We start from the raw sequence: 1,734 nt of genomic DNA on the forward strand, positions 1-1,734 counted from the left end.
CAGCGGGCTGCGGGTCACGGGTCCTCGCGTGGCGGGTCCTCGCGTGGCGGGTCCTCGCGTGGCGGGTCCTCTTCGTGTGGCGGGCTTCCCGGTCGGCCCGGTCCTCCCGGTGGGCCCGGGCGGCGGCGGCGTGGTGCGGTGGTGCGCCAGCGCGACCGCAGTTCGTCGACCAGCTCCTGCCACTGGCGGCGGACCTCGTCCTCGGGCGGGCGCTCCCCCCGGCGCACCCGGCGCAGTTCGTCGCACACCTCCCGTCCCACCGCGACGGAGCCGACGATGACGACCATCGCGCCGAACAGGGTCGAGAGCGTCGCGAAGACCGCGCCCGTCGAGCCGTAGCGGTTGGCGTAGGAGTCGAGCAGGCGCGGGAGGTAGGCGGCCGCGGCCGCCGAGTAGAGGGCCGTCAGCACGGCGGCGATGGCACCGAACGGGACCAGGTCGGAGGGAGCGATCCGCCGGGCGGACAGGATCCATCCGCCCCAGATCAGGAAAGCCCCGGTCAGCGGCGCCGCCAGCAGGACGGCCGCCAGGTCGTGGCGTCCGCGGTCGAGGACGGCGTGCAGCCAGCCGATGGCCACCGCGTAGACGATCAGACCGAGGATCCACCGCAGCCCGTTCGCGGTGTTGCGCACGCTGAGCGGTCTGAGCTCCCAGGTCTGCTCGAACATCCGCTGCATCGCCCGGCTGAAGCTCAGCAGCGAGATGACCAGGAACGCCGAGCCGAGGACGTCCACGCCCACGTCCGCCCCCGCGGGCGGGGACAGCACCGTCTCGACGGCCTCGGCGCCGCCGCCGGTCAGTCCGTAGCGCTGCACGATGTGCTCGGCCACGTCGCCCCTGCCGAGGAGGGCGAGGAACGTGCCGCACAGGATCGCCAGCGGGATCAGGGCCGCCAACGCGCCGGACGCGAGCGCCATGGCCCGGTCGAAACCCACGATCAGCTGGAACCGCTTGACCACGCGCAGCGTGAACGCCGGACGGAGCCAGAAGGTCATCGCCCCGATGACAACCTCGCGCTTGAACCGAACCGTCCTGACCTCCGCGGTTGCCCGTGACGACCCCGCGAGCCTAGCCCGTCACCGCCGCCCCGCCCGGCTCCGACACCACGACCCGCGCCCGGGGCTCAGGGGGCGGCGGTGTCAGCCGCTCTCCGAGGCGGACTGGGGGTCGGTGCCGGCGTCGCGGGCCTCGACGAACTTCTTGAAGCGGCGCAGGTCGCCCCGGACCTGGCGGTCGAGCACGCCCAGCTTGTCGGCGGCCTTCTCGGCGAAGCCGGTGGGCTGGAAGGCCATGGTCATCGTCACCCGCGTCCGGGCCGTGCCGAGCGGTTGGAAGTCGACCGTGCCGGTGTGCTTCACGTTCTCGCCGGTGGTGCGCCAGGCGACCCGCTCCTCGGGTACCCGCTCGACGATCTCGGTGTCGAACTCCCGGGCCAGTCCGGCGATCTTGGTCCGCCAGTGGGCATGGCGCTCGTCCAGCTGCCTGACCTCCTCCACGCCCTCCATGAACCGGGGGAAGTCCTCGAACGTGGCCCACTGGTCGTAGACGACGCGGACCGGCACCTCCACGTCGATCGACTCCTCCACCGTGCTCATCGCCGCACCTCCTCCACGCCGTCCCGCCGGTCGGCCGACCGGTCGGCCGACCAGGCCCGGCACGATCACCGGGCGGGGAGAGTCCGCGGACGGCACCACTTTCAATCTGGGCCCTGCGCGGGGCCGCGGCAACCGGCGC

2 protein-coding genes are annotated in these 1,734 nt (G+C 73.2%); both read right to left on the reverse strand.

The window, feature by feature from the left end:
* Positions 1-14: 14 nt before the first annotated feature.
* Positions 15-995: a hypothetical protein gene (locus tag MCM47_RS40140; RefSeq protein WP_238951422.1), complete on the reverse strand. Its 981-nt coding sequence runs from the start codon at positions 993-995 to the stop codon at positions 15-17.
* A gap of 144 nt (positions 996-1,139) precedes the next feature.
* A complete protein-coding gene (locus MCM47_RS40145; RefSeq protein ID WP_238951421.1) occupies positions 1,140-1,595 on the reverse strand; it encodes an SRPBCC family protein in 456 nt (151 codons plus the stop codon).
* Positions 1,596-1,734: the final 139 nt, after the last annotated feature.

Source organism: Kitasatospora sp. A2-31 (assembly GCF_022288725.1).
Classification (GTDB): domain Bacteria; phylum Actinomycetota; class Actinomycetes; order Streptomycetales; family Streptomycetaceae; genus Kitasatospora.